24 protein-coding genes are annotated in these 23242 nt (G+C 67.6%); 2 read left to right on the top strand and 22 right to left on the bottom strand.

The window, feature by feature from the left end:
- Positions 1 to 198: 198 nt before the first annotated feature.
- The 21 genes from M529_RS26595 to M529_RS26695 form a co-directional block, all read right to left on the bottom strand.
- Positions 199 to 1395 carry an aspartate aminotransferase family protein gene (locus M529_RS26595; RefSeq protein ID WP_021316327.1) on the bottom strand — a complete coding sequence of 399 codons (1197 nt, stop codon included), beginning with the start codon at positions 1393 to 1395 and terminating at the stop codon, positions 199 to 201.
- Between the two features lie 293 nt (positions 1396 to 1688).
- Entirely contained in the window at positions 1689 to 2084 is a 396-nt protein-coding gene (locus M529_RS26600) for a flagellar export chaperone FliS (protein WP_021316328.1), read from the bottom strand.
- Positions 2085 to 2101: 17 nt separating this feature from the next.
- On the bottom strand, positions 2102 to 3505 hold the full coding sequence (gene fliD, locus M529_RS26605; protein ID WP_021316329.1) for a flagellar filament capping protein FliD: 1404 nt from the start codon (positions 3503 to 3505) through the stop codon (positions 2102 to 2104).
- Positions 3506 to 3750: 245 nt separating this feature from the next.
- Positions 3751 to 4221 (bottom strand): hypothetical protein, encoded by a 471-nt coding sequence (locus M529_RS26610; protein ID WP_021316330.1) that lies wholly within the window; start codon positions 4219 to 4221, stop codon positions 3751 to 3753.
- 33 nt (positions 4222 to 4254) lie between these two features.
- Complete coding sequence (locus M529_RS26615) at positions 4255 to 5448, bottom strand: glycosyltransferase family 87 protein (RefSeq protein WP_021316331.1); 1194 nt, start codon at positions 5446 to 5448, stop codon at positions 4255 to 4257.
- Entirely contained in the window at positions 5445 to 6578 is a 1134-nt protein-coding gene (flhB, locus tag M529_RS26620) for a flagellar type III secretion system protein FlhB (protein ID WP_021316332.1), read from the bottom strand. Before flhB ends, M529_RS26615 begins: the two co-directional genes overlap by 4 nt.
- A gap of 3 nt (positions 6579 to 6581) precedes the next feature.
- Positions 6582 to 7364, bottom strand: a complete 783-nt coding sequence (gene fliR / locus M529_RS26625) for a flagellar biosynthetic protein FliR (protein ID WP_021316333.1) — start codon at positions 7362 to 7364, stop codon at positions 6582 to 6584.
- Positions 7361 to 7633, bottom strand: a complete 273-nt coding sequence (fliQ, locus tag M529_RS26630; protein WP_021316334.1) for a flagellar biosynthesis protein FliQ — start codon at positions 7631 to 7633, stop codon at positions 7361 to 7363. The genes fliR and fliQ overlap by 4 nt, the downstream gene beginning before the upstream one ends.
- A 7-nt stretch (positions 7634 to 7640) precedes the next feature.
- A complete protein-coding gene (gene fliP, locus M529_RS26635) occupies positions 7641 to 8435 on the bottom strand; it encodes a flagellar type III secretion system pore protein FliP (protein WP_021316335.1) in 795 nt (264 codons plus the stop codon).
- Positions 8425 to 8688, bottom strand: coding sequence for a FliO/MopB family protein (locus M529_RS26640; protein WP_021316336.1), 264 nt, complete (start codon positions 8686 to 8688; stop codon positions 8425 to 8427). The genes fliP and M529_RS26640 overlap by 11 nt, the downstream gene beginning before the upstream one ends.
- 85 nt (positions 8689 to 8773) lie before the next feature.
- Positions 8774 to 9112: a flagellar motor switch protein FliN gene (fliN, locus tag M529_RS26645; RefSeq protein WP_021316337.1), complete on the bottom strand. Its 339-nt coding sequence runs from the start codon at positions 9110 to 9112 to the stop codon at positions 8774 to 8776.
- Complete coding sequence (locus M529_RS26650) at positions 9109 to 9993, bottom strand: flagellar motor switch protein FliM (protein WP_021316338.1); 885 nt, start codon at positions 9991 to 9993, stop codon at positions 9109 to 9111. The genes fliN and M529_RS26650 overlap by 4 nt, the downstream gene beginning before the upstream one ends.
- A gap of 265 nt (positions 9994 to 10258) precedes the next feature.
- Positions 10259 to 10915: a flagellar basal body-associated FliL family protein gene (locus M529_RS26655; RefSeq protein WP_021316339.1), complete on the bottom strand. Its 657-nt coding sequence runs from the start codon at positions 10913 to 10915 to the stop codon at positions 10259 to 10261.
- A 26-nt stretch (positions 10916 to 10941) separates the two neighbouring features.
- Complete coding sequence (fliK, locus tag M529_RS47595; RefSeq protein WP_021316340.1) at positions 10942 to 12174, bottom strand: flagellar hook-length control protein FliK; 1233 nt, start codon at positions 12172 to 12174, stop codon at positions 10942 to 10944.
- A complete protein-coding gene (locus M529_RS26665) occupies positions 12171 to 12599 on the bottom strand; it encodes a hypothetical protein (protein WP_021316341.1) in 429 nt (142 codons plus the stop codon). Before M529_RS26665 ends, fliK begins: the two co-directional genes overlap by 4 nt.
- Positions 12596 to 13924 carry a FliI/YscN family ATPase gene (locus tag M529_RS26670; protein WP_021316342.1) on the bottom strand — a complete coding sequence of 443 codons (1329 nt, stop codon included), beginning with the start codon at positions 13922 to 13924 and terminating at the stop codon, positions 12596 to 12598. Before M529_RS26670 ends, M529_RS26665 begins: the two co-directional genes overlap by 4 nt.
- Positions 13921 to 14553 (bottom strand): FliH/SctL family protein, encoded by a 633-nt coding sequence (locus M529_RS26675; RefSeq protein ID WP_031294113.1) that lies wholly within the window; start codon positions 14551 to 14553, stop codon positions 13921 to 13923. Before M529_RS26675 ends, M529_RS26670 begins: the two co-directional genes overlap by 4 nt.
- A complete protein-coding gene (gene fliG, locus M529_RS26680) occupies positions 14540 to 15556 on the bottom strand; it encodes a flagellar motor switch protein FliG (RefSeq protein ID WP_021316344.1) in 1017 nt (338 codons plus the stop codon). Before fliG ends, M529_RS26675 begins: the two co-directional genes overlap by 14 nt.
- Positions 15549 to 17303 carry a flagellar basal-body MS-ring/collar protein FliF gene (gene fliF, locus M529_RS26685; protein ID WP_021316345.1) on the bottom strand — a complete coding sequence of 585 codons (1755 nt, stop codon included), beginning with the start codon at positions 17301 to 17303 and terminating at the stop codon, positions 15549 to 15551. The genes fliG and fliF overlap by 8 nt, the downstream gene beginning before the upstream one ends.
- A 3-nt stretch (positions 17304 to 17306) precedes the next feature.
- A complete protein-coding gene (gene fliE / locus M529_RS26690) occupies positions 17307 to 17672 on the bottom strand; it encodes a flagellar hook-basal body complex protein FliE (RefSeq protein ID WP_021316346.1) in 366 nt (121 codons plus the stop codon).
- A 17-nt stretch (positions 17673 to 17689) separates the two neighbouring features.
- Positions 17690 to 18955 carry a sigma-54 interaction domain-containing protein gene (locus M529_RS26695; protein ID WP_021316347.1) on the bottom strand — a complete coding sequence of 422 codons (1266 nt, stop codon included), beginning with the start codon at positions 18953 to 18955 and terminating at the stop codon, positions 17690 to 17692.
- Between the two features lie 320 nt (positions 18956 to 19275).
- Between M529_RS26695 and M529_RS26700 the strand changes: the two genes are divergently transcribed.
- A complete protein-coding gene (locus M529_RS26700) occupies positions 19276 to 20112 on the top strand; it encodes a flagellin N-terminal helical domain-containing protein (RefSeq protein WP_021316348.1) in 837 nt (278 codons plus the stop codon).
- Positions 20113 to 20811: 699 nt separating this feature from the next.
- On the opposite strand, the gene M529_RS26705 is transcribed toward M529_RS26700, so the two are convergent.
- Positions 20812 to 21246 (bottom strand): DUF7684 family protein, encoded by a 435-nt coding sequence (locus tag M529_RS26705; RefSeq protein ID WP_021316349.1) that lies wholly within the window; start codon positions 21244 to 21246, stop codon positions 20812 to 20814.
- A 466-nt stretch (positions 21247 to 21712) separates the two neighbouring features.
- Between M529_RS26705 and M529_RS26710 the strand changes: the two genes are divergently transcribed.
- Positions 21713 to 23194: a glucan biosynthesis protein gene (locus M529_RS26710; RefSeq protein ID WP_021316350.1), complete on the top strand. Its 1482-nt coding sequence runs from the start codon at positions 21713 to 21715 to the stop codon at positions 23192 to 23194.
- The last annotated feature ends 48 nt before the right edge of the window (positions 23195 to 23242 follow it).

Below are 23242 nucleotides of genomic sequence, written 5' to 3' on the forward strand. Positions count from 1 at the left end.
CCCAAAACATCCGTTCGTCCTGAGTAGCCATTGAACGAAGTCGAATGGCGTATCGAAGGACCAAGCGTGGCGCCTGATGCTTCGGTACTTGAGCAGGTGAACCATCCCCCGGATGGTTCAGGATCGTCCGGGGGACGATCCGACCTGCTCAACTTCGACAAGCTCAGCCCCTACTCAGCACGAACGGGAATTTCATCGTCAGGCCGCTTTCGCCTCCGCGAAGCTCCGCGCGCCGGCGGAGATCTTCTCGATGGCTTCGGCGATATGGCTTTCGTCGATGACGAGCGGCGGCAGGATGCGCAGCACATTCTGCCCCGCCGACACCGTCAGCAGGCCATGATGGTCTCGCAAATGGCCGACGAAGGCGCGCGCGTCGTGCGTATCCTTCATCTTGACGCCCAGCATCAGGCCCATGCCGCGCACATCCTCGAACATGCCGTCATGGTTGGGGATCAGCTGTTCCAGCGCGGCGCGCAGGCGTGCGCCCATCGCCTTCACACGGTCGAGGAAGCCCTCGCCCAGCACCTCGTCCAGCACGGCAAGGCCCACCGCCATGGCGAGCGGGTTGCCGCCATAGGTGGACCCGTGGGTGCCGAAGACCATGCCCTTGGCCGCCTTCTCGGTCGCGAGGCAGGCGCCGAGCGGGAAGCCCGCGCCGATGCCCTTCGCCACCGCCATGATGTCCGGCACGATGCCGTACTGTTCATGGGCGAAGAAGGTGCCGGAACGGGCATAGCCGCACTGCACCTCGTCCAGGATCAGCAGCAGCCCCTTCTCGTCGCACAGCGTGCGCAGGCCGGTCAGGAACTCGGCGGTCGCCGGGGTGACGCCGCCTTCGCCCTGCACGGGTTCCAGCAGGAAGCCCGCGGTGTTGTCGTCGACCGCCGCCGTCGCCGCTTCGAGATCGTTGAACGGCACCACCTGGAAACCGGGCAGCAGCGGCTCGAACCCGTCGCGCATCTTGGGCTGGCTGGTGGCGGAAATCGTCCCCAGCGTCCGCCCGTGGAAGGCGTTGTCGAAGCTGATGATCTTGTGCCGATGCGCCTCGCCATTGGCATAATGATAGCGGCGCGCGGTCTTAATCGCGCATTCCACCGCCTCGGCGCCGGAATTGGTGAAGAACACCGTGTCGGCGAAGGTGGTGTCGACCAGCTTCTGCGCGAATTTCTCGCCCAGCGGCATGCCGTACAGGTTCGACGTGTGCATCAGCGTCGCCGCCTGGTCGGCGATCGCCTTCACCAGCTTCGGATGGCCGTGGCCCAGCAGGTTGACCGCGATGCCGCTGGCGAAGTCCAGATAGCGCTCGCCGCGCTCGCCGATCAGGTAGCAGCCCTCGCCTCGGACCGGACGCACATCGCACCGGGGGTAAACGGGCATGAGCGGCGTAATCGACATGGGCCTTCCCTTTCTGGGCTGATGTTCGTCCAAACGCAAAAAGGCGGCCCCCGCCGGGCCGCCTATTGCGAGCGCTGCCTATACAGGCGGCGGAAAGACCGCGCAACCCCGGCTGGCAGGCCGGTCCGGGAGGAAAGGCGTGGAACTATGGCCTACCTTCCCGCCGTTCGGGCTGAGCTTGTCGAAGCCCTGCATTTTCTTGAAGAGAAGGGAAACCCCCTTCGACTGCCTGCCAGGGCAGGCGCTCAGGACAGGCTTCGACAAGCTCAGGGCGAACGGAGGAAGGGATGCCCCTACCCGATCTGGCCCCATGCGTCGGCGATCTCGGCGATCATGGTGCGCGCATCCTCGACCGGCTCGGCGCGGCGCTCCTTGGCGCCCACCAGCAGCAGCCGGCGCGCCTCGCGGTAGATCTGGGCAAGGCCGGTGGCGATGTCGCCGCCCTTGTCGAAGTCCAGGCTCGATTCCAGCGCGAACAGGATGGACATGGCACGCGCCTGCTTGTCGGACACCTTGACGCGGTCCTGCTGGCGCTCAGCCAGCGCGGCGGCATCGAGCGCGATCAACAGCTCGTCGAACAGGATCTTGACCAGCGCGTGCGGCGTGGCGCCCTCGATCCGGCTGCCCGAATGCACCGCCGCATAGCGCCGTGCCGCCGCCGAACCCGCATAGCCCTGATTATAGAACATGAGTCTTTCGTCCCCGATCAATTGTCGCTGTTGTTCCAGACCGCGATCTGCTGCTCCAGATAGCTCTGGGTCGCCTTGAGCGCGTTGAGTCGCGTTTCCATCTTGGAATAGACGCTGGTGAGCTGCGCCTGATAATCGGCCATCTGCTCGTCCAGCTTGTCGAACTGGTCGGCCAGATCCTCCGCCAGCGCCTTGTATTTCGCCTGCGACTGCGCGAGCGCGCCGTCCTTCTGCTGGATCTTGTCGCGCACGCCGTCCATCAGGCCGGCCAGGCCCGGATTAGAGGCCGACTTGACCGCCGGATTGAGCAGCTGGGTGATCCCGGCCGGATCGGCGGCGATCGCCTTGTCCAGCGCATTGGTGTCCAGCGTCAGCGTACCGTCCCGGTTGGTGCCGATGCCGATGTCGGACAGGGTGCGATAGGTGCCCGTCCCGGCGAGCGCCGTGGAGGTCATGGCGGCCAGCTGCCGCTTCATGTCGCGGATCGACGCCTCTCCGTTCAGCACGCCCGCGTTCGACGAGTCCGTGCCCGTGGCGGTCGCCGTGTTCAGCGCCTTCATCAGTGTGTTGTAGGCGTCGACGAACTCGACCACCAGGTCGCGCATCGACGTCGTCGGCTCGCTGCTGGCCAGCGTCACCGGCTGGCCCGGTACAGCCTTGTTCAGGTCGATGCGCAGGTTGGCGATCGCGGTGTCGATGCTGTTGCTGCTGTAATGCTGCTCCACGCCGTCGATCTTGATGATCGCGTCCTGCGGCGCGCCGGCCGACTTCATGGTCGCGCTGTCCGTGCCGTTCCAGGCGAACTTGGCGAGGTCCGCGCCGGTGCCGGCGGCCAGGCTGAAATCGTTGGCCGCGCCCGTCTGGCCCTTCATGACCAGGCGGGTGCCGTTATTGTCGGTGACGACGGAGGCGGTGACGCCCATGCCCGCATCGTTGATCGCCTTGGCCAGGCCCGCATAGCTGTCGTTGGTCGAATCGATCGTGATCGTCTTGCTCGTGCCGCCGACCGTCAGCGTCAGCGTGCCCTGGCCCACTGCCGTACTGGCGGTCGCATCGGCAACGGAGGTGGAAGCCAGGATGCGCGCGGAGGCGAGCTGCTGCACCTCCAGCTTCGCGGGCAGGCCAGCGGGCACGCCGCCGGGCAGCAGGCTGACCGATGCGATGCTTTCGTCGCTGGAGGTCGGGGTGCCCGAGAAACCGGTGCCGGCCAGCAGGCTGTTGAGCGCGTCGGCGAAGGTATCGAGCGAGCTGGAAGCCGAAGCGAGCGCGGAAATGCGCGCGCTGTTCAGGCTCTGGCGATCGGTAATGACCTTTTCCTTGGGATCGCGCGTCGCGCTCACCAGGCTGGCGACGAGCGCCTGGGTATCGATGCCGGAGCCAATGCCGAGCGCGGTCGATATGCTGCTGCTGATCGAAGCCATGAGCCGTCCTTTCAGGAAGAGAGAACGGCCCTAGGGCGAAGACCTTTAGGAATGATTTTCGCGCATGGGATGAGCGGCGTCTTCACCCCTCGCTTTTCCCTACTCGTCACCCTGAACTCGTTTCAGGGTCCATTTTACCGGATCGAGCCTTGGTTGGTGGGGCACCATGTGCAGCCGAGTCACGTGCCTCGGCTGCACTGAAACAAGGCCAGCATGACGAGCTGGAAGGGGGCTTGGCAGGGTCGCTAAACAGCCGCCGAGAGAATCTGGTCCACCGTGCCGCGCTTCAGATGCGCCTGCGCCGTGCGGGCATGGTCGCCCTGCGCCGCGATCCGCTTGGCCAGGCGCACCGCCTGCTCCACCGTTTCCTTGCTGGCGGGCGGCAGCGGCACGATGATGATCGGCGCGGGCAGCATCGACTGGATCGCACCGGCGGCGCTTTCCACCGATGTGTTGGCATTGTCCGCCCGAAGGTCGGCGAGGATGTCGGCGATGCGGGCGTGAACCTTCGCATATTCGGCGGCGCCCGCCGCGTCCTCGTCAAGGGCGGCGAGGTCGATGTCCACCGGCAATATCCGCTGGCGGCTGCCAAAGCTGTCCTGCCCGCGTGTCTCCGCCCCGGCCGAAACCGGCGCGACGGCGGGCACGGCCGGAGAGGCGCGCACCGCGCCCCGGTCGACCTGCGATACCTCGCCGCGCGAAAAATAATCGTTCATGACGCACCATAATCATGCGTCCCCATGAAGCTTTTACGGACGAATGCGGCTAAACTTTAGTTCACCATCGCGATTTTCTTCGCCGTGCCCGCGCAGCAGCATCCATGCCAGCGCGATCGGCACCAGCCCAAGCCCCGGAATGCCAACCGGTCCCGCCACCATCTGGAGCAGCGGCAGGTAGAAAAGCAGAAGCAGCGCGCTGTTCCCCTCCCCCCGCGCGATCACCAGCACGGCCATCGCCGCCACGGCCAGCGTGTCATAGGACAGCATATAGGGCGTCACCGACACCGCGCAGGCGAGGAAGATCAGGTTCGCCTTTCTGTCTTCCGCAGCCGGCCGCGCGCGGAAATGCCAGACCGTCAGCGCCACGGCCGCGATCGACAGCAGCGTCTGCACCGCGCTCGCCACCGGAATCGAAACGCTCGCCGAGCGCAGGTTCATGAACAGGGTTGCCATGAACGGCCCGGCCAGATGATCGGGATCGGACAGCACGAGCGACTGGTTGGCGATCCCCTGCACCAGGTAGACGCGCCAGATATCCGGGCCCCAGAGCAGCGCGACGGCCAGCGCCAGCCCGAGCGCTGTCGCGCAAGCCGAGAGGATCGCGCGCCAGTTGCCCGTTACCAGCAGCAGCACGGGGAAGAGCAGCCCCAGCTGCGGCTTGACGGTCAGCAGGCCGAGCAGCGCCCCGGCGAGCCAGGGCCGGCTTTCCCGCCAATGCAGGACGGACAGGATGATCGCCGCCGCGAGGCAGGCGAACTGCCCCGAGAGGAGGCCGAACAGCGCGGCGGGCGACGCCAGAAGGATGCCGATCACCCGCCAGTCGCGCGTCCACAGCCGCAGCGCGGCGGCGAAGGCGCCGAGCCCCGTCAGAGTCCACAACAGCAATGCCGGCAAATAGGGCAACAGGCCGAACGGCGCGCCAATGAGCAGGCTGGAGGGCGGATAGGACCAGAGCTGGCCCGGATAGCCCGCCCCCACCTGCTCGCCCAATGCGGCCAGATAGGTGGCGATGTCGTAATAGCGCGCCGGATCGGGCTCCCAGGCCGCGCGGCCGACCATCCAGAGGTTCAGGAAATCGCGCCCGACCACTAGCGACGTGCCGTCGCGCGGGATGCCGACGCCGGTCTGCAGCGTCAGCAGATAGAAGGGCACGCCGACGAGGAGCAACAACCCGGCGCCCACCGCGGCCAGATCCAGCCCCGGCGGCAGCGGCCGGATCGTCACAACTTCTTTCCTTCCGCATCGAAGCGCAGGTCGTCGGGCACGGCAATGAACGGCCGGTCCATCTCGCTCGCCATGCGGTTTTCGACCCGGAAGACGAAGGCCAGCACCGTCGCCACCGCCATGTAGAGCCCTTCGTTGACGATCTGCCCGGCGCGCGACGTGAAGTAGATGGCGCGCGCCAGTTCGGGATATTGCAGCACCGGCACGCTGCTCGCGTCGGCCAGCTCGCGGATCGCCGCCGCGATCGCATCGCAGCCGCGCGCGACCACCACGGGCGCGGCGTCCTGCCCCGGGCGATAGCGCAGCGCGACCGCGAAATGGGTCGGGTTGGTGATGATGACGCTGGCTTCCTGCACCGCCTTGCGGGTGGAACCGTTCAGCACCTCATATTGCTTGCGGCGGATATGGCCCTTCAGCTCGGGCGATCCTTCGCTTTCCTTGTTCTCGTCCTTGATCTCCTGCTTGGTCATGGCCAGGCGCTTGGCGCGCTGCATGATCTGCGCGGGCACGTCGATGCCGGCGATCAGGAACAGGCCGCCCGCCATGATGAGGCAGGTCATCACGAACATGTCGCCCAGGCTCGCCATGGCGGGCGCCACGCCAGCCTTGCCCAAGCCCACGATCGCGGTCAGCCGGTCCCAGATCACCCAGAGGCCGATCGCGCCCAGCAGGCCGACCTTGGCGATCGACTTCAGCAGCTCGATCAGCCCCTGCATGCCGAACATGCGCTTGAGGCCGGCGGCGGGGTTGAGCTTCGACGCCTTGGGCGCGAAACCGCCGGGGCGGAAGCCGAGCGATCCCAGCAGCGCGGGCGCGGCAATGGCGGCGAGCAGGGTGGCGAGCAGGATGCCGCTGACCGGCAGGGCAATGCCCGACAGCAGCGCCCAGCCCCGGTCGGCGGGGGCGAAGTCGACGATATCCTCGCGGCGGAAGCGCAGCGCCTCCACCAGCATGTCGGACAGCGCCTCGACCAGTGACGGCCCGGTGACGGCGATCCAGCCGATGCCGGCCATCACCACCAGCGCCGTCGCCAGTTCGCGCGACTGGAGGATGTCGCCCTTCTTGGCGGCATCCTGCAGCTTCTTGGCTGTCGGTTTCTCGGTCTTTTCGCCGCCCTGGCCTTCCGCCATCGCTCAGCGTCCTTCCGCGATCGACTGGGCCTGGTCCAGCCCGGCCTTGAGCGCCGCCGTCACCCCCTCGCCCATCACCGGCGCGGCGATGGCGAGCAGGACGAGGCCGGCCATCATGGCGACCGGCATGCCGACGGCGAACAGGTTGAGCGACGGCGCGGTGCGCGCCAGCATGCCCATGACGATCTGCACCAGCACCAGCGCGAAGCCGACCGGCAGGGCGATCGTGACCCCCGCGCCCAGCAGCGTGCCGCCGAACTCGACGAGGCGCCACACCGTGTCGTTGCCCAGCATCGCCGCGCCCGGCGGCAACGCCTGATAGCTGTGCACCACGAAGCTGACGAGCAGCAGGTGCCCGTCCATGCCCAGCAGCAGGAAGGTGGACAGGATCGACAGGAACTGCCCCACCGCCTGCGTCGCCTGGCCCGATGACGGATCGACCATGGCGGCGAAGTTCAGCCCCATGGCGTTGCCAATCGTCTCGCCCGCGACGAAGGCGGCGGCATAGCCGATCTGCACCGCGAACCCCATGGCGAGCCCCGCCAGCACCTCGCCCGCGACCAGCATCACGCCCTCGAAGCTGGCGATGCCGTCCTGCGGCAGCTGGATCGTCACGCTGTTGAGCGCCGCCATGCCGAGCGCGAGGCTGAGGATCAGGCGCAGCTGGAGCGGGACGGCGGGCGCGCCGAACACCGGCGCCGCGATGAAGGCCGCGCCGGGGCGGATCATCGCGATCAGCCAGATCCAGAGCTGCACCTCCACATTGGCGAAGCCCGGCGCCATCATTGCAGCAGGTCCGGGATGCGCTCAAATATCTCGCGGGTGAAGTCGGCCAGCAGCACCATGATCGACCCGCCGAACAGCGCCAGCATCGCGCCCACCACGATGATCTTGGGGATGAAGCTCAGCGTCTGCTCGTTGATCGAGGTCGCGGCCTGCACCATGCCGATCAGCACGCCCGCGATCAGCGCGGGGATCAGGATGGGCGCGGCCGCAAGCGCCGTGATCCACAGCGCCTGCTGGGCAAGGCCCATGAAGAAATCGGCGTTCTCCATGGTCCGCCTAGGTCGCGAAGGAGCCGGCGAGCGACCCCATGGTCAGCGCCCAGCCGTCGACCAGCACGAACAGCAGCAGCTTGAACGGCATGGAGATGATCGTGGGCGACAGCATCATCATGCCCAGCGCCATCAGCGTGGAGGCGACGACCAGGTCGATGATGAGGAAGGGCAGGAAGATCATGAAGCCGATCTGGAAGGCGGTCTTGAGCTCGCTCGTCACGAAGGCCGGCAACAGGATGGTGAAGGGAATATCGGCCGAACTGCGGAAGGCGGGCGCCTCCGCCAGGTTCTGGAACAGCTTGAGGTCGCTCTCGCGCGTCTGCTTCACCATGAAGCCGTGCAGCACCCGGCCCGAGCGGCCGACCGCCTCCTCGATGGGGATCTGCCCCTTGCCATAGGGGTCGAAGGCCTGGGCGTTGATCTGGTCGATGGCGGGACGCATCACGAACAGCGACAGGAACAGCGACAGGCCGACCAGCACCTGGTTGGGCGGCGTCTGCTGCAATCCCAGCGCCTGGCGCAGCAGCGACAGCACGATGATGATGCGGGTGAAGCTGGTCATCATGAGGATCAGCGACGGCAGCACCGTCAGCAGGCTCATGAGGACGAGGATCTGGAGCGACAGCGACAGCGGGCGGCCGTCGCCGGAAATCTGGCCCATCGCCCGGGTCAGCGCGCCGCCATTGTCGACGGGCGCGGGCGGCGCCGCGGCGGGCACGGCCTGGGCGAAGGCGGGTTCGATCAGCAGCAGCGCGCCGGCGACGGCGATGCCCCCGATCAGGAACGTCCTAGCGCGCACGATAGGGGTCGCCTTCCGCGATCTTCTCGATCTTGCCGCGCGTGACCGACAGCAGGATCTTCTTCCCTTCGAACTCCACCACCGCCAGCTTGCCGAAGGTGCCCATCGGCAGCGCCTCCAGCACCTTCAGCGAGCGGTCGGACTGGCCGACCATCATGCCCGGCTGGTATTTGCGCCACAGCCACAGCGCGCCAAAGGCCATGCCGCCGACCAGCGGCAGCAGGATCAGCAGTTTGACGAAATACCAGAACATGATGCGGCCCCGCGAATATGGTTAACGCGCCATCCGATCAGCACAAACGCGCCTTATGGCAAGCGCTAAAAAGCCGGGAATGCGATCAGCCGCGCCGTTCCACGCCGGCAAGGCGGGTCTCGGTGGCGGCGATCTCGACGATGCGGATGCCGTAGCGGCCGTTGATGGTGACCACCTCGCCCTTCGCGATCAGGGCGCCGTTGACCATGATGTCGAGCAGGTCGTCGGCCTGGCGGTCCAGCTCCACGATGGCGCCCTCGGCCAGGTCCATGACTTCGGCGAGGCGCAGCGAGGTCGATCCGACCTCCACCGACATGCGCACCGGAATGTCGGCCAGCAGCTTGAACTGGCGGTTGCTGGTCATCCGGCCCACCGGATCGATGCCGGCGGCATCCAGCTTGGGGGCTTCGGTCATGTCGCTCATTGGTCGTTTCCCTGTGCAAGCTTTTCGATCTGGAATGCGGCGCGCCCGTCCTGTTCGCCGATGGTGCCGTGCGCCACGATGCGGTTGCCGACGATCAGCGGCATGCTGCGTCCGATCGTCACCGGAATGATGTCGCCGGCCTTGAGCTGCATCAGCTCCGCCAGCGAGAGATGGGGCCGCGCCAGCACGGTGCGCGCGGGCAGGCGGATGTCGTGCATGCGCCGCGCGATCCGCGCCTGCCAGATCGGGTCGACATGCTCCTCGTCGGCGGCGACCTTGGTGCCGGTCAGCCCCTCGACGGCGCGCAGCGCGGACAGCGGGAAAAGAATGTCGATCGGCCACGCCTGGTCGCGCGTCAGGCTGATCTCGAAGCGCTGGAGCACCATCTGGTCGCCCGGCTGCGCTGCGGAGGCATGGCCGATGCCGTTCTCGCGCAGGATCAGCCCGGCCTCCAGCGGCAGGACATCGGCCCAGGTCTCGACCAGCCGCACCATGACGGCGTCGGACAGGCGGGCGATCAGCCGGTCTTCGGTGGGGGTGAACTCGCCGCGCGCGGGCAGCGGCCGGTTGCCGATGCCGCCATAGAAACAGTCGACCAGGGTGGAGATCATCTCCGCGTCCATGCGGAGCAGCACCTGGCCCTTGAGCGGCAGCAGGCGATAAAGCGAAATGCTGCAGAAGGGTGGCAATGGCGCCGACCAGGCGCCGAAGTCGATCAGTTGCGCCTCGTGCGCCGTCACATGCGGGCGCACGCCCGAAATCGGTTCGATCACGGCACGAAGGCGCCGGCCGAGCTTCTCGCCCAGCCGGTCCAGCCCCGACAGCATCACTGGCGCCTGCGGCTCCCCGCGCCCGAAGGCGTAGGTCTGAACGTCCTGCATGTTGGTCCCCTGCCTGGCGGCCGGGGGACTTCCCGGCATTCAGGCAGGGCCATTACAAACGAATCTGGTAAAGGAAACGTTAAGCACGCGTCGACGCCCGGCCCGACGCTTCGACAAAGGCACAGCCGTTCGTGCTGAGTAGGGGCTGAACGAAGGCGAAGACCCGTATCGAAGCACCGTCGCGCCTGGCCCCGACCTTCGATACGCCACTTCGACAGGCTCAGTGGCTACTCAGGACGAACGGGTCGATCTCATCGAAAATATCCTACTGGATCACGAAATTGGTGAAGTAGACATTGTCGACGCCGCCATAGCCGGTCTTCTGCTTCAATATGTCGTTGATCGTCGCCTTGATCTTCTTCTGCAGCTGCTGCTTGCCTTCGGGCGTCGACAGCATCGCCTCGGGCTGCTGCGCCAGCAGCATCAGCACCTGGCTGCGGATCGCCATCTCATGGGTCTTGATCGCGTCGATCACCCGCATGTCGTAATAGGTCGACACGGCGATGGAGATCTGCGCGAAGGCGTCGGTGTCCGACATGTTAGAGGTGAAGGGCGTCTGCAGCTGGAAATAGGTCGCCTGATAGGCGGCCGGGTTCGCCGGGGTAGGCAGGTCGATGCCCTTGCCCGGAGCATGACCGGCCGTGGCGTGCGCGCCCTCTGCGCCCCCGCCATGGCCGCCGCCTTCGCCGCCGCCACCGCTCCAGCCATGCGCCTTGGCGACGTCCTCGGCGCTTTCGCCGGCCAGGACGAGCACGGGCTTGTTCGGGTCTTCCTTGGGGCCTTCCGCCTTGGGACTGAAGAATCCGGCCGCGTACAGGCCGCCTGCCGCGCCGGCGCCGCCCAGGATCATGGCGACGACCAGCATGATGATCATCTTCATGCCCCCGCCCTTTTTCTTCTTGGCCTTGGCGTCGTCGCTCATCGTCGAAAGTCCCCTAGTGATGCCGCTCAGGCGTAGCGCGCACGCGCGGCGTCCGCGCCCGGCCGGGCGGCGTCCTCATGGTTAAGAACGGCCGGGTCGGCGGGCGCTTTATGGGCCGGCACGATATTTTCGCGCTGCTGCCAGCGTCCCTGGCCGGACGGCTGTCCCATGCCCTGCTGGGTGCCCTGCCAGGCGTGCGATCCGCCATGGCCGGGATGTTGATGCTGCTGCTGCGCCAATCCGCCGTCGCTGCGCGCCGCCTCCGCGACGGGTGCGCGCTCGATCCGCACATCGGCGATCCGCACCGAGGCATGTTCGGCCTCGACGCGGAGTTGCGCGCTCTCGCGCCGCAGTACGGTCTCGGCGGCTTCGGTGGCGACAGTCAGGCTGATCGCTGCGCCCTCCGCGCCGTGGCGGATATCGACCTGCACCGGCCCCAACGCCTCGGTTTGCAGCTGGAACCGGCCCTGCGCCCCGTCAGCCGATAGCCCTGCGATGTCATGCGCGAGCCGGTCGATCCACTGGCCCGACACGCCCATGTCCACGATCTGCCCGCCGATGCTGGCGGACAGATCCGGAATCGGAGCGGCCGGCGCGCCAGGTTGCGGCTGTGCCGGAGAGGCGGGAGCCGCAAGCGGCGGAGGCGCACTTGCCACCGGCGGCGTCGATGATGGCGTGTCGTCCGACCTCCGCGCGGAATCCGCGTCAGTGCTCGCAGCAGCGGTGTCCGCTTGTCCGGCGGCCTGCCGCTGGACGATCTGGAGCAGGGCAAGCGCATCGGGCGCGGAAACCTTCTCCCCCTCGGCGTGCTGCACCATGGGCGGGACGGACTCCTGCGCCTTGGGCGGAATAGGCGGTTGACCTGGAAGAGAGGGTGCGGTCGCGCCCTGCGACGGCGCGGTACCCGCTTCGGCCTGTGGCGAAGCGGGCGGCGGAACGGGCGCTGCGGCCATGGCGAACACGGGGATCGCAGCAGCCTCATCGTCGGCGACCACCGGCAGGTCATCGCCTTTGGCTTCCCCCGCTTCCTGCTTGCCCTCGCCAGGCATGGCGGCAGCCGCCTCTTCGGCAACGGGCAGGATCGGCAGTGGCAGCGGCAGGGCAAGCGTCAGCCCCGTCACCTTCCCCTCGCGCGTGCCGAGCGTCCGGTCGAGCAGGGCGGCAAAGCCCCCTTCCTTCGCCGTGGCGGGCTGGCCCGCCGCTGCCCCCGCTTGCGCCGGCGCGAAGAGCAGGGCCTTCAGGCTTGAGATGATCGTCATTCGTCCCTTCCAGCCCTTTGCATCCGGCGGTAGCGCGGCAGCGCGGCCAGCCTGTTCTCGCGCCATTCCTCCAGCTCGGCGCGGGCGCGCTCCTTCAGCCGGGCGGCGATCTCCTTCTCGCGATTGGCGGCGATGGTCGCGCCCTCCTTCGCCTCCACCTTGCGGCGGGCGTCGTAGAGCGCGCCGTCCAGCTGGCGCCCCGCCCGTTCCAGCCGGCCCGCCAGCTCCTGCATCGCCGCGAAGGACGCGCCGGTGGCGACGCCTTCATTGGCGAACAGGTCGCCGCGCACCTTGCGCAGCCGCTCGACATTGCGGGCGATGCCCTCCGCCTCGTCGCGGGCGCGCGCGGTGTCGGCGACGGCCATGGCGTGCTGGACGTGGCGCACGCGCAGCACGCGCTGACGGCGGGCGACCAGCCCCTTCACGCGCCGAACTCGGCGACGAGCGCGGCGGCGCTGGTGGGCAGGTCGATGCGGCTCTTCTGGTCCTGCCGGATGAAATCCAGGATCTCCTGCCGCCGCTGCACCGCCTCGTCGATCACGGGGTCGTTGCCCGGGCGGTAGGCGCCCATCAGGATCAGGTCGCGATTCTCCTCATAGGCGGCCCACAGGCGGCGATAGGCGGCGGCTGCCTGCCTATGGGCGTCCGGCACGACATCGGCCATGACGCGGGACAGCGACTTGCCGATGTCGATCGCGGGGAAGATCGCCTGCTCGGACAGGTGCCGCGACAGCACGAAATGCCCGTCGACGATGGCGCGGGCGGCGTCGACGATCGGATCGTCGGTGTCGTCACCGTCGGCCAGCACGGTGTAGAGCGCGGTGATCGACCCGCCGCTGCGGGCATCGACCCCGGCGCGCTCCACCAGCCGCGGGATCAGCGCGAGCGCGGAGGGCGGATAGCCCTTCATCGCGGGCGGCTCGCCCAGTGCCAGGCCGATTTCGCGCTGGGCATGGGCGCAGCGCGTCAGGCTGTCGATCAGCAGCAGCACCTTCTTGCCCCGCGCGCGGAAATATTCGGCGATGGCGGTGGCGCGCGCGGCGGCGCGCAGGCGCAGGACGGGGGGATGGTCGGCCGGCACGGCGACGACGATCGACTTGTGCATCGCGCCCTTGAGCTTCGTTTCCAGGAAATCGCTGACCTCGCGGCCGCGCTCGCCGATCAGGCCCGCGACGACGATGTCGGCTTCGGCGCCCTGGATCATCTGGCCCATCAGCACCGACTTGCCGACGCCCGACCCGGCGATGATGGCGATGCGCTGGCCGCGCCCAGCGGTCAGCAGCGCGTTGACCGCGCGCACGCCGAGGTCGAACGGCTCGGTGACCCTGCCCCGGTCGAGGACATTGCCCTTGACGCCGTTGAGCGGCCAGGAGCCCCCCGCGATGATCGGTCCCTTGCGGTCGAGCGGCTGGCCCATGGCGTCGATGACGCGGCCGATGAGACCCTCGCCCACCTGCACCATGTTGGCCTGGCTATCGGGTTCGACCCGCGCGCCATTTTCCAGCGGCGCATCGCTGTCAAGCGGCACCAGCAGGGTGCGGTCGCCGCGGAAGCCGACGACCTCGGCGCGCGCCACCGTGTCGTCGGCGGCGATCACCCGCGCGCCCGCGCCGATGGGACGACGGAAACCCGTCACCTCCAGCATGCCCGCGTCATGGCTGACCAGCCGGCCGACATGGCGCGGCTGGCGGTTCTGCACCTGCAGATGGTCGAACAGCGTTTCGGCCTGCGCCAGCGCCGCGCGGATCAAGGCTTGCCCTCCATGTCGTCGAGCAGCGCGCGCAGGCGGGACAGGCGCACGTCCGGGCCGTCCTCGACCCAGCCGTCCGCCGTCTCCAGCCGCACGCAGCCGCGCTTCATCGCGGGGTCGGCGACCAGGCGGACGCCGACATCATGGCCCTCGACCAGCGCGACGTCCTCGGGGTGCAGGTGCAGCGCGCCCTTCCCCTCATTGTCCTCGATGAAGGCGGCGACGCTGTCGCAGCGCTGGAGCAGGCGCTCAATGTCGATCTCCACCTCGCCGACGATCTGCTCGACCAGGCGGACCACGGTGGCGGACAGCATGGTGGACAGCATCCCGCTCGGCGCGGGGGCCAGCAGTTCCAGCGCCTCGGCGAGCCGCTGGCAGGCGTCGGTCTCGGCCTGCATCGCCTCGCCGGTCACGCGGCATCCCTCGTCGAAGCCAAGCGCGAACGCTTCCATCCGCGCCTGCTCGACCGGGTCGGCGTCCGGTTCGGGATCGGCATAGACCGCAGCCTGCCGCCCCGGCACCCCCGTATAGAGGCTGCGGAATCCGCCGCCGGAAACGGGGCGCACGCCCGCGACGGATACGCTCGCCACGTCCTGCCCACCGGCAGACCAGATCCTAGACAAAATCATTCCCCTTGCCGCCCAGCATGATCGTCCCCGCGTCCGCCATGCGGCGGGCGGTGGCGATGATCAGCTTCTGCGCATCGATCACCTCGGCCAGGCGGATGGGTCCGCGCTCCTCGATCTCGTCGGCAATGGCCTGCGCGGCGCGCGCCGACATCGACCCGAAGATCTTGGCCTTCAGCATGTCGTTGGTGCCCTTCAGCGCGACCACCAGCACGGTGCTGTCGATGGTCCGCATCAGCGTGCCCAGGTTCTTGTCGTCCATGTCGATGAGGTTGTCGAAGACGAACATCTCCTCCTCGATGGTCTGGGCGATCATCTTGTCGCGCTTGGCGACCGCCTTCATGATCCGCTGCTCATTGTCCTTGCGGACGTTGTTCATGATCGCCGCGGCCTCGACCGTGCCGCCGCGCTGCGACGCCGCGCCCTGCTTCTTCGCCGGACCGCGCAGCAGCAGTTGCTCCAGGTCGTCCAGCGCCTCGTTGGAAACCGGCCCCAGGGTGGCGATGCGATAGACGATCTCCTCCTGATATTCGGCCGGCAGCAGTTGCAGCACGTCGGCGGCGACGGGCGCTTCCAGATGGGCGAGCACGATCGCCATGATCTGCGGATGCTCCGCCTCGATCAGCGCGGCGATCTCCTTGGCGTCCATCCACTTCAGCATTTCGAGCTGGGTCGAGCGCGTCGGCGGGGTGATCCGCGCCAGGATGGTCTCGGCCCGCTCCTCGCCCAGCGCCTTGGTCATCGCGCCGCGGATGTGCCGGGTCGCGCCATAGCCGATGGTGGTGCGCTTCTTCGCCTTGGTGACGAAATGGTCGAGCGCCTCGTTCACTTCCTCGATCTCGACGTCGGCGACATCGTACATCGCATAGCCGAGCTGGCGGACCTCTTCGGGTTCCAGCCGGGACAGGATCTGGGCGGCCTCATCCTCGTCGAACAGCATCAGCAGGACGGCGGCGGCGGCGCTCCCCTTCAGCGGCTCGGGGCGGCCGGGGACGATCTCAGGCATTTTCCTTCTTCCCCTCCTTCAGGAGGTCGCGGACCACCAGCGCGGCGCGGTCGGGATCCTGCTTCACGAAGTTGCGGATCAAGTCGGCGCGCTGGGCATAATCATGGGTGGAGGAAATCATGTCGAGCGTGACGGGGCGCGCGGGATCGGGGGCCTCCACCGCCTGGCGGGTCAGCTCGCCCGAAATCTCCCGGCCGATCTTCTGCCCGGTCGCTGCGGCCTGCGCCGCCTGCGCCTCCTGGGCGGCGGCGCGGCGCTTGAGCAGCGGGCGGCCGATGCCGAAGATCACCAGCAGCGCGACCAGCAGGGCCGACACGTTGCGCACCAGCGGCGACATCCAGTCCGCCTCGTACCAGGGCGTCTGCACTTCCTCCGCCTTGGCGAAGCCGCGGGAGGACAGGGCGACCACGTCGCCCCGCGTCTGGTCGAAACCGATCGCGCCCTTCACCAGCGCCTCGAGCGCGGCGATTTCCTGCGCGCTGCGCGGCTTGCCGTCCGCGCCGGTGTCGAGCGCCACGGCGACCGACAGGCGCTTGACGGTGCCCACCGCGTCGCGGGTGACGGAAACCTCGCGGCCCAGCTCGAAGCTCCGGTTGAAGGTCTCCTCGGTCTTCATCGGCGGCAGGCCGGGGGTCGCGGGCTGGTTCGCCTGGCTGCCGTCAGCGGTCTGGCCCTGCGCAACCGCCTGGCCGTTCGGATTGGTCTGGGTGACGGTCGGGTTGACCGGCGCCTGGTTGCTGAGCGCACCGGGGACGCCGCTCGCCTCGCCCGCCTTCTGTCCGCGTTCGTCGGACGACCAGCTGCCCTGTTCGTTGCGCAGCCGCGCCTCGTCCTGCGGATAGGTTTCGCGCGTCGCCTGCCGCTCGGCGAAGTTCAGTTCGGCATGGACCTCGGTCGAAAACTTGCCGGCGCCCAGGATCGGGGTCAGCAGCGCGACCACCGACTGACGATAGCGGTCCTCGATCCGCGTCTGGATGGCGAGCTGCCGGTCGTCGGCGGCGTTGCCGTCATTGTTGCTGAGCAGCCGGCCATTCTGGTCGACCACGGAAATATCGTCGGGGCTGAGCTCCGGGATCGACGAGGCGACGAGGTGGACGATGGCGCTCACCTGCGCATCGGTCAGCGTCCGCCCCTGCGCCAGGCGCAGCATGACGGAAGCGGACGGCTTCGCCCGGTCGCGCAGGAAGACGCTGGGCGGCTCGACCGCCAGGTGCACCTTCGCGCTCTCGACGCTGTCGATCGCCTCGATCGTGCGGGCTAGGTCCATCTCGCGGGCGGAGCGCAGCTTCTCGCCCTCGACGGCGCGGCTGGCGCCCATCGGCAGGCTGTCGATCATGCTGTTGCCGTCGGGCGCGCTCTTGGGCAGGCCCTGCGCGGCGAGCATCATCTTCGCCTTGAAATAATCGTCCTCGGCCACGGTCATCCCGCCGCCATTGTCGAAGTCGTAGCGGATGCCGTTCTGGTCCAGCACCTGCGCGACGGCCGACTTGTCCGCATCGGGCAGCCCGCGGAACAGGTCGCGCTGCGGCGGCTCGCGCAGCGCCAGCCAGGCCGCGCCGGCGATCGCCGCCACGCCCAGCAGGCCCAGCAGAGGCAGGCTCTTCGCCACGGCGGGCTGCTTCATGAAGCCGGTGATCCGGGCGCGGATCGCGTCGATCCCCTTGCCGCCGCCGATGGCGGGCGACAGGGAGGCCGGAAGGGCGGGAGCGGCGCTGCCGCCGTTGATGGTCAATGCGTTCTCGCTCATGGATTACACCGGCATGCTCATGATGTCCTTGTAGGCGGACAGGAGTTTGTTGCGGACCTGGAGGGTCGCTTCGAAGCTGACCGACGCCTGCTGCTTGGCCAGCATGACGGCGGCGATATCGGTGGTTTCGCCGCGCTCGAACGCGGCGGCGGCCTCGCCCGCCTGGTTCTGCAGGCCGTTGACCTGCTTCAGCGCGTCGTTGAGCGCCTGGGTGAAGCCGCCGGGCTGCGTGCCCTCGGCCGCGCCGGTGCCGGCCGGACCGGCCGGCGCTCCGGTCGATGCGACGTCGCGCAGGGCCGCGTTCTTCTGCAGGATGGCGTTGCGGATCGCCATCACGCTGTCGGCGGGGGAAATGCCGTTGACTGCCATGGTCTAGCTCCCTTCGCTCAGGCCGCGGCCAGCTCGCGCATCTCGGCGAGCCGGTAGCGCAGCGTACGTTCGGAAATGCCCAGCTTGCGCGCGGCGGCGGCGCGGTGGCCGTCGGTTTCGCGCAGGGCGGTGCGGATCGCCTCCAGCTTCGACTGGCGCGCCACGTCGCGCAGCCGGACGGGCTCGGCGGGCGCGGGCGCCGGCGTCGGGGCAACGATGCGCAGCGGCTGCGGCGCGCCGGCCATGTGCAGGTCGGCGGCCTCGATGCGGTCGCCTTCGCGCAGCACCAGCGCGCGCTGCAGCACATTGCCCAGCTCGCGGGCATTGCCCGGCCAGGCGTGGTCCGACAGCTTGTCGAGCGCCGCCGCGGTCGGCCAGACGAAGGCGTCCTTCGCCATGTCCGACAAGCGCAGCAGCATCGCGGCGGCGATCGCGGCGACGTCGCCCGGACGCTCGGCCAGCGGGCGCAGCTCCAGCGGCATGACGTTGAGCCGCCAGTAGAGATCCTCGCGGAAACGCCCTGCGGCGCATTCCTCGGCCAGGTTGCGGTTGCAGGCTGCGATGACGCGGACATTGACCGGCACCGGATGGGTCGCGCCCACCGGCAGCACCTCGCCCTCCTGCAGCGCGCGCAGCAGCTTGGCCTGCAGCGCGAGCGGCAGCTCGGCGATCTCGTCGAGGAACAGCGTGCCGCCGTCGGCCGCCAGGAACAGGCCTTCCGATGCGTTCACCGCGCCGGTGAAGCTGCCCTTGCGATGGCCGAACAGCATCGCTTCCATCATCGTTTCCGGCAGCGCCGCGCAGTTGACGGCGATGAAGTCGCGGTTCGCCCGGCCCGACTGGGCGTGCAGGAAGCGCGCCATGCCTTCCTTGCCGGTGCCGGTGTCGCCTTGGATCAGCACGGTCGCGTCGCTGCGCGCCACGCGGCCCGCCAGCGTCATCAGGCGGGCGCTGCCGGCGTCGCCCACCGCGGGGATGCAGGCCGGGCGCGCCAGCTCGGCGATCAGCGCGAAGGCGAAGCCCATGTCCTCCAGCGCGAAGGCGACGCGGGCAGGCAGCCCGTTGGCCGCCGGCACCAGCGACGGCGCGTCGGCATGGCAGTGGATCAGGATGTCGCGATGGGTGGCATGGGCGATCTCGGTCGCCAGCAGCACGCGGCGGTCCTCCCGCTCGCGCGGGCTCGCCGCATCGACGATGCGCACCGTGTAGAAGGCATTTTCAAGCCAGTGCTGCAGCCCCGGAACGAGCGCGCAGACTCCTCGGCTCACGTCAAGCGATGACATGAAACTGTCCCCAATGATCCGGCCGGATTGTGCCCCCGCACGCCCCTGACCCCTTCGATGAGGGAAATCTAACCCGATGTGGTTATCGGATGGTTAACGCTGTTCCGCGCTTGCCGGACGCGGCAATTTTTTTCCGCCCGCAAATCCACGATTTTCCCGCTTCCTTTTTCCGCGCGCGCGTAGGGAGCCCGCCGCGCACCCTTCCGGGCGGAAAAAACATGCCTCGCCGCTAAAGCCGATCTGCCGCCCGCCGTTATGCCCCAACGAGGCCGCAAGCGCCCTGATGGCAGCGACCTGATGTTGAATGGAAAGGGAATATCATGACTGTTATCGGAACCAACTCTTCGGCGCTGCGGGCCGCCAACGCCTCGTCGATGGCCAGCAAGTCGCTGAGCACGTCGATGGAGCGCCTGTCGACCGGCAAGCGCATCAACTCCGCGAAGGACGACGCCGCCGGCCTCGCCATCGCGTCCACCATGACCGCCCAGATCCGCGGCATGACCCAGGGCGTGCGCAACGCCAATGACGGCATCAGCCTGGCGCAGACCGCCGAAGGCGCGCTCGGCGAAGTGTCCAACATGGTGCAGCGCATGCGTGAACTGGCCGTCCAGGCGCTGAACGGCACCAATGACGACAAGGCGAAGGCCAACATCAAGTCGGAAATGGACCAGCTCTCGACCCAGATCACCGACACGCTGACGAACTCCTCGTTCAACGGCATCAAGCTGTTCGACGGCTCGACCGCTTCGGTGGCGATCCAGGCCGGCGCCAACGCCTCGGACTCGGTCACGATCACCCTCGACGACCTGGCCGGCTCGGCCGACATCACCGCCGTCGCCGGTGCGACCGCCTCGGCCGTCGACGTGACCGACGTCGCCTTCTCCTCGGCCGACCTCGCGCTGTTCGACACCGCACTCGACACGATCTCCACGACCCGCGCCAACCTCGGCGCCGTGCAGAACCGCCTCGAATCGACGGTCAACAACCTGACGAGCAACATCACCAACCTGACCGACGCCCGCAGCCGCATCGAGGACGCCGACTTCTCGGCCGAAACGACCGCGCTCGCCAAGCAGCAGATCCTGAGCCAGGCGTCGACCGCGATGCTCGCCCAGGCGAACCAGAGCCAGCAGGGCGTGCTGAACCTGATCCGCTAATCCCGGGTCACACCCTATTGGCCGGCTGAGGTCTTGGTCACCGCCAGCCGGCCATCCGTCCCCAGGCACATCAACAGTCCCCACCGTGTCCGGGGTCGAACCTTCGATCGAACGACCAAAACCAGAAGCCTCCGTCCCCCCGGGCGGAGGCTTCGTCCTGTTCGGGATCCGGCGGGGAATTGGGCGGATGTCCTGTGACGACCCATTTGTTGCCATTAGAGCAATTCAAAGAAGCGTCCAATTGCGGACAGCCGCTGATGATGGCATCCGGGGCAAATGGAAGTCAGGCTTACCACTTTTGAAAGTCCGGAGGGCGATCAGCGCGTGGTTCTTTGCCGCCGGTCTGATGGTAATTTCACCTTCCGCATGCAATGGGCTGACCTCACGGTTTCAACCGGACCTGACTATGGTTGGGGTCCGCTAGGGCCAGATTGCGGAATATATGATACTCTCGAAACGGCGGAGGCAGAAGCGCTGCAACGTATAGATTGGCTGAGGGCGCGCTTTCATTAAGGCAGTGGGAGATTCAGGATACCTTTGCCCTGCCCCCTAACCACCCTCTATCGCCGTTCGCCAAGCCGTCCGGCGCCCGGCTGTCCCGATAGCGGTTTGTCCGTTCCTGGGCAGGATAGCTGCCTGGCGCGAAGCGACCATTTTGCGGCCGTTTACGCCTTGGCCGATGACGCCAGAAACCGGGCGTTAGGTGTCGTCCTCTATGTCTTGGCTGTCGTGGTAAAGCTCTAACATGGCCGCTCTACGTTCGCTGAGCGAGACATGCACGACTACCGTGTCTGCAAGGTCCACATCGGGATGAGAAGCACAGTTCTCAGCAAACCATAGCGCCTCTGACAGTGGTTCTTTGTCATGCCACGTCGTCATAACAAACTTGTCGTCCGGTATCTCTCCAAAGTCGAAAGCCTCTAAGACGGCCCAATCCACGGCATCGTGCCATTCCTCGCAAACTATGCCCCAAGCGACAAAGTATAGGCAACCGCTGCCTACGAGCCATTTGACTACTTCCTCACGCCAAACCTTGCTCACGGCCTGTTCAGCAACCAAGACTGCTCGGTAGGGCTTAGAGGCCATCTGGGGCATGGGCTGGTCAGGCCAGAGGTGCAGATAGTCCAGAGGCATCACACGAACCTAAGTCCGCATAGTCGCATCCTCAACTCAAAACCGGACTTTCCGCAAACCACCCATCTTGACCTCGGCCCAACCCAGTATCGGTTGCGCCCCTGTAGAGCCGCACCGCACATCCATCCTTCCAATGTTGGATTTCCCGTGGTTTACCATGGCGATGGAGCCGCATCCCGCCACTTGCCAGGGCCATGGCCAGCATCCGCCGCCCGGCCACTTTTCCACTCCCCAGCTGTCGCCTCACTGTCGCGTCGCTGTGACCTTCCCGTTACCCAACTGTCGCTTCGGTGGCGCGCCGCTGTCGCGTAGCTGTCGCCTCGCAGGGACCTTTCCGTTACTTTCCGCCCGAAAAACCCGACGACACTGTGAACTTCGCCGTGGCGCGCTGCCGGCGCGTCGTAATGCGCCAGTCCCGGACATCCGCCGGGCTTGCAATGCGGGCGGTAAGCCCCATCATGGCTTTATGACGACGATCGACCGGCGGGCCATGCTGGCCGCCTCCAGTGCCGCGCTGCTCCTGACGCGGCCCGCCTTCGGCCAGAGCCGCGCCGCCTTCTCGTGGAGCGCCCTCGTCCAGCGCGCCGAGCGCCTCTCTCGCAGCCGATTCGCGGAAACGCCGCCGCATCCCGGCGCCGCCGCGGTCGACTATGACGCACTCCACGCGGCCCGCTTCCGCGAGGACCGCACGCTTTGGGGCGATCTTCCCGGCGACACCGGCATCCGCTTCTTTCCGCTCAGTGCCAACGCGGCCCAGCCCGTCAGCATCGCTCTCCTGGAAGGCGGGCGGGAAAGGCCCTTTCCCTACGACCCGACGCTGTTCGACGCCCCGGCGGGCAATGCCGTCACGCAGCTCGGCCCCGATGCGGGCTTTGCCGGCTTCCGCATCATGAACGCGGCGCGCGACGCGGACTGGCTGTCTTTCCTGGGCGCCAGCTATTTCCGCGCGGCGGGCGCACAGAAGCAGTTCGGCCTGTCGGCCCGCGCCGTCGCGATCAACACCAGCCTGGGCAAGGAGGAGTTTCCCCGCTTCACCCATTTCTGGCTGGAGCGGACGGGCGACCATGGCGTGCGGGTCTATGCGCTGCTCGACGGCGCATCGGTCACCGGCGCCTTCCGCTTCGACAACAGCCTCAGTCCCCAGGGCGTGACGCAGGAGGTGACCGCCGCCCTCTTCCCCCGCCGCGCGATCCCCGAACTCGGGCTGATGCCGATGACCAGCATGTTCTGGTACGACCAGGCGCACCGCGACAAGGCGACCGACTGGCGCCCGGAAATCCACGATTCCGACATGCTCGCCTTCGCCGGCAGCGACGGCACCGTTCATGCCCGCCCGCTGGTGAACCCTTCCGCGCCGCGCGTCGACGTGTTCGCGGAGCCAAGCGCGCGCGGCTTCGGCCTGCTCCAGCGCGACCGCGATTTTGACCATTATCAGGACGATGGCGTGTTCTACGACCGCCGTCCGTCGCTCTGGGCAACGCCGACGCAGCCGCTGGGCGCAGGCGAGGTGCGGCTCTACACCTTTCCGACCGACAGCGAATATACCGACAATGTCGCGGCCTACTGGACCCCTTCTGCCGCGCCGGCTCCCGGCATACGGATCGATGCCGCCTATCGCCTCGTCTGGGATTCCGCCCGCTCCCCCGCCGCCAGCAGCCTCGCCATCGTCGACAATGTCTGGCGCGGGCGCGGCGAGCAGCCCGGCGCCGACAAGCTGGTGGTGGATTTCGCCGGCCTGCCGGGTACCGAAAAACCCGAAATCTGGGTCGACCTCAAGGGCGCTACTCTGGAAACGAAGGCCGGCTATCCCGTGCTCGGCAAGGCGGGTCTCTTCCGCGTGGTGCTCGATCTCCGGCGCCAGGGCAACGCTTCGTCCGATATCCGCCTGCAACTGCGCTCCGGCAATCGCGCGTTCAGCGAATATGTTCATTACCCGCTGGGCGCATGAACGGAACCGTGACGCTCGCGAACCGTTCGAGCGTTCGGGTCAGACGAC

The sequence above is a fragment of the Sphingobium ummariense RL-3 genome (assembly GCF_000447205.1).
GTDB classification, from domain to species: domain Bacteria; phylum Pseudomonadota; class Alphaproteobacteria; order Sphingomonadales; family Sphingomonadaceae; genus Sphingobium; species Sphingobium ummariense.

Coding starts and splice junctions, on each gene's coding strand:
- M529_RS26595 (WP_021316327.1), bottom strand. CDS start 1,395: ATGTCGATTACGCCGCTCATGCCCGTTTACCCCCGGTGCGATGTGCGT.
- M529_RS26600 (WP_021316328.1), bottom strand. CDS start 2,084: ATGTTCTATAATCAGGGCTATGCGGGTTCGGCGGCGGCACGGCGCTAT.
- fliD (WP_021316329.1), bottom strand. CDS start 3,505: ATGGCTTCGATCAGCAGCAGCATATCGACCGCGCTCGGCATTGGCTCC.
- M529_RS26610 (WP_021316330.1), bottom strand. CDS start 4,221: ATGAACGATTATTTTTCGCGCGGCGAGGTATCGCAGGTCGACCGGGGC.
- flhB (WP_021316332.1), bottom strand. CDS start 6,578: ATGGCGGAAGGCCAGGGCGGCGAAAAGACCGAGAAACCGACAGCCAAG.
- fliR (WP_021316333.1), bottom strand. CDS start 7,364: ATGATGGCGCCGGGCTTCGCCAATGTGGAGGTGCAGCTCTGGATCTGG.
- fliQ (WP_021316334.1), bottom strand. CDS start 7,633: ATGGAGAACGCCGATTTCTTCATGGGCCTTGCCCAGCAGGCGCTGTGG.
- M529_RS26640 (WP_021316336.1), bottom strand. CDS start 8,688: ATGTTCTGGTATTTCGTCAAACTGCTGATCCTGCTGCCGCTGGTCGGC.
- fliN (WP_021316337.1), bottom strand. CDS start 9,112: ATGAGCGACATGACCGAAGCCCCCAAGCTGGATGCCGCCGGCATCGAT.
- M529_RS26650 (WP_021316338.1), bottom strand. CDS start 9,993: ATGCAGGACGTTCAGACCTACGCCTTCGGGCGCGGGGAGCCGCAGGCG.
- M529_RS26655 (WP_021316339.1), bottom strand. CDS start 10,915: ATGAGCGACGACGCCAAGGCCAAGAAGAAAAAGGGCGGGGGCATGAAG.
- fliK (WP_021316340.1), bottom strand. CDS start 12,174: ATGACGATCATCTCAAGCCTGAAGGCCCTGCTCTTCGCGCCGGCGCAA.
- M529_RS26675 (WP_031294113.1), bottom strand. CDS start 14,553: ATGATTTTGTCTAGGATCTGGTCTGCCGGTGGGCAGGACGTGGCGAGC.
- fliG (WP_021316344.1), bottom strand. CDS start 15,556: ATGCCTGAGATCGTCCCCGGCCGCCCCGAGCCGCTGAAGGGGAGCGCC.
- fliF (WP_021316345.1), bottom strand. CDS start 17,303: ATGAGCGAGAACGCATTGACCATCAACGGCGGCAGCGCCGCTCCCGCC.
- fliE (WP_021316346.1), bottom strand. CDS start 17,672: ATGGCAGTCAACGGCATTTCCCCCGCCGACAGCGTGATGGCGATCCGC.
- M529_RS26695 (WP_021316347.1), bottom strand. CDS start 18,955: ATGTCATCGCTTGACGTGAGCCGAGGAGTCTGCGCGCTCGTTCCGGGG.
- M529_RS26700 (WP_021316348.1), top strand. CDS start 19,276: ATGACTGTTATCGGAACCAACTCTTCGGCGCTGCGGGCCGCCAACGCC.
- M529_RS26705 (WP_021316349.1), bottom strand. CDS start 21,246: ATGCCTCTGGACTATCTGCACCTCTGGCCTGACCAGCCCATGCCCCAG.
- M529_RS26710 (WP_021316350.1), top strand. CDS start 21,713: ATGACGACGATCGACCGGCGGGCCATGCTGGCCGCCTCCAGTGCCGCG.